1 protein-coding gene is annotated in these 890 nt (G+C 41.0%); it reads left to right on the top strand.

Annotated features, from left to right (window positions below; translation table 11 throughout):
* Positions 1–329: 329 nt before the first annotated feature.
* Positions 330–890: transposase (locus WBS51_RS15140; RefSeq protein WP_342694165.1), on the top strand; the 561-nt coding region annotated here is incomplete at its 3' end.

Genomic DNA, 890 nt, shown 5'->3' with positions numbered 1-890 from the left:
AATAGAAGAAGTTCCTGATCCTGAATTCTCCTTGTGATTTGTGCAAAACGCAGAAAATAAAATCATTTTCATCCATGTCAGGTTATCCTGTGCGATATAAAATTTAAAGTTATTCACATTCTGAAAGTTTTCTGTGAGTTTCTATATACTCCGGATCCCAAAACTTTTCAGATTGTGGATAACAGTCATAAATATCTGAAATTCAGGCTTTTATTCTCAGGTATTCATGACTGTTATCCACCGTCAAAATGACGAAGGTGACAGAATTCAAAAATAGCCAAAAACCGTTGGTTCTGCTATAATAGCACTCAGGAAAGTGAGGTTTAGTTATGGCAGTTAAGTATACGAAGGAACAATTAAATAGTGTTGATAAGCCGTTTCTTATCCAGCTTCTTTTACAACAGCAGGAGCAATTGGAAGCCATAACAAAGGAACTTCACGCATCGAATGAAAAAATGCAGCTCCTGATGGAACAGGTAATCCTTGGTAAGCAGAACCGTTTTGGCAGGTCTTCTGAAAAAATGGAAGATACCAGCCAGATCTGTTTTCGTGAAGTAGACGGAACGATTATCTTTTTCAATGAAGCGGAAGCTGTCTGTGATCTTAATGCAGCAGAGCCTGATGCTCTGGAACTGAAGTCTCCAAAGCAGCCGAAGCGTAAAGGAAAGAAAGAGGCTGATCTTTCCGGGCTTCCGGTCAGACGGATTGACCATTATCTGTCCGAAGAGGAATTGGAAGCGGAATTCGGTGTCAGGGGATGGAAGCAGTTACCGGATGCCATTTCCAGAAAATATCATTTCGTACCTGCGAAGGCAGAAGTGGAAGAACATCACATCGGTGTGTATGCCAGCAAAACAGATGAACACATGGTGAAAGCAGACCATCCAAAG

Origin of the sequence: Blautia acetica (assembly GCF_038739805.1) — a bacterium.
Lineage (GTDB): Bacteria > Bacillota > Clostridia > Lachnospirales > Lachnospiraceae > Blautia.
Note: the sequence above shows the minus strand (reverse complement) of the source record. Positions and strands in the feature narration are given on the sequence as shown.